4 protein-coding genes are annotated in these 6,020 nt (G+C 57.2%); 1 reads left to right on the top strand and 3 read right to left on the bottom strand.

Features of this window, described 5'->3' with window-relative positions; translation table 11 throughout:
• Nucleotide 1: 1 nt before the first annotated feature.
• Nucleotides 2-346, top strand: a complete 345-nt coding sequence (locus MDG893_RS15110; protein ID WP_007154684.1) for a hypothetical protein — start codon at nt 2-4, stop codon at nt 344-346.
• A 4-nt stretch (nt 347-350) separates the two neighbouring features.
• Here MDG893_RS15110 and MDG893_RS15115 read toward each other — a convergent pair whose 3' ends face one another.
• The 3 genes from MDG893_RS15115 to MDG893_RS15125 all read right to left on the bottom strand — a co-directional run bounded on the left by MDG893_RS15115 (nt 351) and on the right by MDG893_RS15125 (nt 5,756).
• Complete coding sequence (locus tag MDG893_RS15115; RefSeq protein WP_007154685.1) at nt 351-1,637, bottom strand: EstA family serine hydrolase; 1,287 nt, start codon at nt 1,635-1,637, stop codon at nt 351-353.
• 115 nt (nt 1,638-1,752) lie between these two features.
• Nucleotides 1,753-3,327: a sensor domain-containing diguanylate cyclase gene (locus MDG893_RS15120; protein ID WP_007154686.1), complete on the bottom strand. Its 1,575-nt coding sequence runs from the start codon at nt 3,325-3,327 to the stop codon at nt 1,753-1,755.
• A 185-nt stretch (nt 3,328-3,512) separates the two neighbouring features.
• Nucleotides 3,513-5,756: an NADP-dependent isocitrate dehydrogenase gene (locus tag MDG893_RS15125; RefSeq protein ID WP_007154687.1), complete on the bottom strand. Its 2,244-nt coding sequence runs from the start codon at nt 5,754-5,756 to the stop codon at nt 3,513-3,515.
• Nucleotides 5,757-6,020: the final 264 nt, after the last annotated feature.

A 6,020-nucleotide genomic window follows, 5' to 3' on the forward strand; every position in this document is an offset into this window, starting at 1 on the left:
TATGAACCAGACATCTGTTGCCGACACACTAAGGGAATACCTTTCCCTGCTGGAGCTGCTTGACGATGCGTACTGGGAAGCGAGCTCCATTCAGCACAAGGACATGCTTTACGACATCATCAGCATCTTCAGTCAGGAAGTGGCTGAGATCAACAAACTCAGCGTTATGGACCACCATTACCCCTATGAAGTTATTACGGAAGGAATCCGGCGGGTGGTCCCCAAGCTGGAGCGGCTGGATGAAAGTCGTGAGGATGTGATCCAGCGAACCCAGACACTCACCGACTTCCGGGATATCCTGTCGTCAGTGCTGGGAATACTGGAGGAACAGCTGGCAACCCTCTAAGGGCTCAGGCCGCCACCAGGGGCCTGCGGTTTTCCGGCATCAATGGAAAGCGGTCGCACACAGTGTAGACAAACCTTGCCAGCGCCGGCAGGTGATGGCCAACAATGGGGATGCCGGTGTTGAGCAGGCTGACGGAAATATCCCGGGCCGCATCGGCCCAGCACAGTTTGTTGATCAGACCAATGTGACCAAAGGCATGCCTGCTTTGCTGGCCCCAAAGCCCCACAGGGTTGCCTCCTAGCATCATGCCAGCACTGAAGCGCATGGGAATCATCATGGTGCGATCAATCTGTAGCGAGCCAAACTGTTGGATGGAGCGTCTGACGGTCATCTCGCTGCAAATACGCTTGCCATTCCAGACCCCGCCATTGAGCATCATCTGAAAGAAACGCCCCATTTCCTCGGCGGTGCCACACAAATTGCCCGCGGGGATAACGGCCTCCTGGAAGCGGGGATCATTGGAGACCCGCTCCACGGTGCGTATATCACCTCCCAGCGCCCGGTTCACGATCCAGGATACCGGAAAACGCGGCGTTGGGCCGGTCGCATAGTTGCCGGCCAGCTTGTCCACGTCTGCGGGCGCAATCCCGTAGGTAAACCACTTCATCCCCATGGGCTTGCGGAGGTGTCGGTCGATATACACCTCGATGGTATCACCGGTCACTTTTTCCAGCACCCGCTGCAACACGAAGCCCCCGGTGATGGCGTGGTACGCCACTTTGGCACCATCCACCTCCACCGGCTTCGCCTCACACAGCAGGCGCCAGATTTCATCCCTGTTCCAGAGCACATCAATGGGGGTTTCCCGGGGTATCGCCGGAATGCCACCGCGGTGGGACAGCACCTGGTGAATGGTGATGGTGCGCTTGCCACCCCCGGCGAACTCCGGGCAGTAATACGACACCGGGTCCATTAGGTTGACCAGCCCCTGTTCTGCCAGGATGTGGATGAGCAGGGCGGTGACCGCCTTGGAGGCTGAGAAATAGCAAACAGGTGTCTCGGTGGTCATCGGCACCTTCAGCGCATCCACACCGTCATGGGGCCCATTACCGCTGGCATGGCCAATGGCTCGATGAAGGATCTGTTCGCCCCGGTGCCTGACCGACAGCTGTATCCCCGGATGCACCCCGGTTCGGTACAGCCGCTCGACGCTGTGCCAGATGGCCTCAACAACCTCGGGGCTCACTCCGGCCAGTTCCGGTTTCTCGCCGGCCTCATCGCGGTGGGTTACTGACGCCAGGTCATTGGGAACAGCAGAGGTGTGGAGCGCACGGCGGGCAATTCGGTTCATCGCTTGACCTTTGATTCCGGAGACTGTCTTTTTGTACATCCTGACGCTGGAGGCCACCCGGTACATTGGCCGGATCGCGGGCCCGGCAGCGTCAGCTCATCCAGCTCGATCGTCTTCAGGGATTATGGGCTTCCTCGGTCAAAGGCGCCAGCACCACCTGATTGCGGCCATCGGCCTTGGCCTGATACATGGCGCGGTCGGCTGCCGCGCACAAGGCATCGGCGCCCTCGCCATGGTCCGGGAATACGGAAACGCCGATGCTGATGGTCATTGTGACCGTGTTGCCATGCCCCAGAGGCTGTGGGGTATCACACACCAGCCTGCGCAGTCGTTCTGCGGTTTCCAGCGCCTCGCGACGGTCCATTTCCGGTAACAGGATCACGAACTCTTCGCCGCCAAACCGGCCGACACTATCCACACTCCGCACGCTCTCGGCCAGCAGACCGCTTGCTGCCTTAAGCACGGAGTCACCGGCAGCGTGTCCATGATCATCATTAATGGCTTTGAAATGGTCAAAATCGATCCACAACAGGGCCAGCTCGCGGTCGTATCGTTTGGCCCGGGCGATTTCCTCTTCCAATATACGGGTCATCTCCCGGCGGTTCAGCACTCCGGTCAGCGAATCACGGGTTGCCAGTTCCGACAGCTCCTCCTCCAGCTCCTTACGATCCGAGATGTCGAGAACAATCCCCTCGAGCACCAGTTCGCCCTCTCCCTCGACACCCCGTCCACGCTCCCAGACCCATATTTTCCGGCCATCCTTACGGGTGATCGAATACTCAATGGAAAATGGCTCGGCGTTACCAATGGCGGACTCTACTGTTCGCAGGATGGTTTCGTTGCCAGCCTCGTCGATGAGTTCTGCGTAGCTGACCAAGCTGTTATTCACCAGCTCGTCAGGCTCATAACCAGTCAACTCGAGGCAACCGTTGGATACGGACAGCATGGTCCAGAACTCATCATACCGGCAGCGGTAGGCCATTCCGGGCAGGTTGTCCATGATCGTGGAAAGCTGGCGTTCACGCCATCGAAGGGTGTTCTCGGCATTGCGGATATCGGTGATGTCCTGGCCGATGGCAATGGACCCGGCAATCTCGCCAGCGTTGTTCCGAAGGCTGCGTGAATTCCACGACAGCTGACGCTCGTGGCCGTCGCGAGTGGTAATCCAGGTTTCGTAACCCACGACTTCGCCCTCGTCACGGAGAATCTCGTCGGCTCTTTCGCGGATTCGCGCCCGGTCTTCCTCATCCGGGTACAACCATTGCCATATGTCGTCCGAATCCATGACCTCTTCCCTGGGATAGCCGCTGATATCTTCCGCGGCCTTGTTCCAGAGTACGACCCGTCCTTTCGAGTCCAGCACATTGATCCAGACATTGGCCCGCTCAATCACGCTTTCACGGAACTGGTTCAGTTCGCGAATCTCTTCCTGCTGATGGACGTTCAGAGAAAGCAAGGTTCGGTCGCTGATGAATTGACGGAGCAACGACAGGAAAAGTACCAGCGCCGTCACAAGGACGAATAGCGCCCCTTTATAGGTCTGCACCCGGCTCAGCGTCTCCGGGTCGGGGAACCACCGCTGCGCCAGATAGTCGGAAAAGGTAATCCACAACCAGCCTACCAGCAGATAGGTTCCGACAATCCATAGTGATCGCCGCAGTGGCGTATGGCGCCCTTTAATCTTCTCCATTTAAGTCTTTCCCCGGGTTCCGGCTGCTTCCCTGTCGGTGTGAACACCTCGGGCCCAAATCGAAGGCATTACACCCTGAAAATAGTCACAGACGGCGCCGCCGTCGAGCGAATACTGCAATTGATAAGGCATTAAAAAACCCGGAGGGTGTTTTCACCGTCCGGGTTTTGCCAGGCTTTGTAAACTTACTTCACCTGAGCGCGAGCCTCTTCAAGAATGCGGTTGAAGGTCTCGCTGGGCTGCATGATCTTGCAGACCTTCTCGGCCGGTGGGTGATAGTAACCACCGATATCGGCCGGATGGCCCTGGATCACACTCATTTCTTCCAGGATCTTGTCCTTGTTGTCTTCCAGTTGCTTCGACAGCTTGGCGAAGAAATCCTTAAGATCCTTGTCGTCATCCTGGTTGGCCAGTTCCTCCGCCCAGTAACGGGCCAGGTGGAAATGGCTGCCGCGGTTGTCCAGCTCACCGGTGTTGCGCGACGGTGACTGGTTGTTCTCCAGCAGTCGCTCGGTGGCCTTGTCCAGGGTCAGGCCCAGCAGGCGCGCACGCTCGTTGTTCTGCTTCTCGCCCAGTTCCTCCAGGGAAACAGCCGTGGCCAGGAACTCGCCCAATGAATCCCAGCGCAGGTGGTTTTCCTGCAGCAATTGCTGAACGTGCTTGGGCGCGGAACCGCCGGCACCGGTCTCGTAAAGGCCGCCACCGTTGAGCAGGGGTACGATGGACAGCATCTTGGCGCTGGTACCCAGTTCCAGGATCGGGAACAGGTCAGTCAGGTAGTCGCGCAGGACGTTACCAGTGACGGAGATGGTATCCAGACCACGAATCAGTCGCTCCATGGTCCAGCGGATGGCACGTACGGGCGACTTGATGAGAATGTCCAGGCCGTCGGTGTCGTGTTCCTTGAGGTACATTTCCACTTTCTTGATCAGCTCGGCGTCGTGCGGACGCTCGTCGTCGAGCCAGAACAGGGCCGGCATGCCGGTGGCACGGGCACGGTTTACAGCCAGCTTGACCCAATCACGGATCGGCAGATCCTTGGTCTGGCAGGCACGCCAGATGTCGCCTTTCTCGACCTTGTGCTCGGTCAGCACGGCGCCGTCTTCGGCGATAACACGAACAACCCCATCTTCCTTGATTTCAAAGGTCTTGTCGTGGGAGCCGTATTCCTCGGCCTTCTGCGCCATCAAGCCAACGTTCGGCACCGTACCCATGGTGGTGGGATCAAACGCGCCATGGGTCTTACAGAAGTTGATCACTTCCTGGTAGATGGTGGCGTAGGTGCTCTCAGGCATCACCGCTTTGGTGTCCTTGAGCTTGTTGTCCCGGGCCCACATCTTACCGGAGTTACGGATCATCGCCGGCATGGAGGCATCAACGATGACGTCGCTAGGTACGTGCAGGTTGGTGATGCCCTTGACGGAATCCACCATGGCAATTTCCGGGCGATGCTCATAGCAGGCGTGCAGATCTTCGAGGATCTGTTCCTGCTTGGACTCAGGCAATTGCTTGATCTTCTCGGTCACACTGGAAAGACCGTTGTTGGGATTCACGCCCAGCTCGTCGAACAGTTCACCGTACTTGTCGAACAGTTCTTTGTAGAAAATCTTCACCGCGTGACCGAAGACGATCGGGTGGGAGATCTTCATCATCGTGGCTTTGACGTGGAGGGAGAACATCACGCCGGTCTTCTCGCAATCTTCGATGCAATCATCGAAGAACTTGCGCAGTGCCTTGCAGCTCATGAACATGCCGTCCAGCACTTCGCCTTCCTGCAGTGGCAGCTCACTCTTGAGAACAGTCTGCTTACCTTTGGCGTTCTCGAAAACGATGCGGGCGTTGGTGGCCTTGTCCAGTGTCAGAGACTGTTCGTTGGAGTAGAAATCACCACCGCGCATGTGAGCCACATGAGTACGTGACGCCGGGCTCCACTCGCCCATGGTGTGGGGGTGTTTGCGGGCGAAGGCTTTGACGGCGGTCGGGGCACGACGGTCGGAGTTGCCTTCACGCAGTACCGGGTTTACAGCGCTGCCCAGAACTTTGGAGTAGCGGGCATGGATTTCTTTCTCTTCGTCTGACTCAGGGTGTTCCTTGTACTCGGGAACCTTGTAACCCTGGTCGTTGAGTTCCTTGATGGCAGCGCGCAGCTGGGGAATTGAGGCGCTGATGTTGGGAAGCTTGATGATGTTGGCTTCCGGGTCCTTGGTGTAGTCACCCAGCTCTTTGAGGTCGTCCGGAACTTGTTGCTTTTCTTCCAGGTAATCAGGGAAGAGCGCGAGAATACGGGCAGCAAGCGAGATGTCGCTGGTGCCGAACTCGATGCCTGCGGGCTTGGCGTAAGTTTCGAGGATGGGAAGAAGTGACCGTGTCGCGAGGGCGGGTGCCTCATCGGTCAGTGTGTAAATGATCTTGGCTTTGGATGATGTCATTTTCGTCCTCAGGCTGATGGGTGAGTTCAGGACGGTCACCGCAGGGTCAGCCGTCTTGTGAACGTCTGGCTTGAGCGATGACTGATTCGGGAACTTTTGATAGACCTACTAAGATAGCATTTTTTTGCCAATTCTGGTTACGATCTTAGTATAAGAACCGACTAAAAGTTCGCTAAAAGCCGTTACAGAGTGATGAAAAGGCAGGAATTTACGAAACTTTCGGACATTTTGGGTTTAGTTGGGTTTGGGAGTGTCGCTCTGGAG

Source organism: Marinobacter algicola DG893, from assembly GCF_000170835.1.
Lineage (GTDB): Bacteria > Pseudomonadota > Gammaproteobacteria > Pseudomonadales > Oleiphilaceae > Marinobacter > Marinobacter algicola.

What these genes read in the sequence shown, in the direction of transcription:
- MDG893_RS15110 (WP_007154684.1), top strand. Translation starts at nt 2, where the DNA reads ATGAACCAGACATCTGTTGCCGACACACTAAGGGAATACCTTTCCCTG.
- MDG893_RS15115 (WP_007154685.1), bottom strand. Translation starts at nt 1,637, where the DNA reads ATGAACCGAATTGCCCGCCGTGCGCTCCACACCTCTGCTGTTCCCAAT.
- MDG893_RS15120 (WP_007154686.1), bottom strand. Translation starts at nt 3,327, where the DNA reads ATGGAGAAGATTAAAGGGCGCCATACGCCACTGCGGCGATCACTATGG.
- MDG893_RS15125 (WP_007154687.1), bottom strand. Translation starts at nt 5,756, where the DNA reads ATGACATCATCCAAAGCCAAGATCATTTACACACTGACCGATGAGGCA.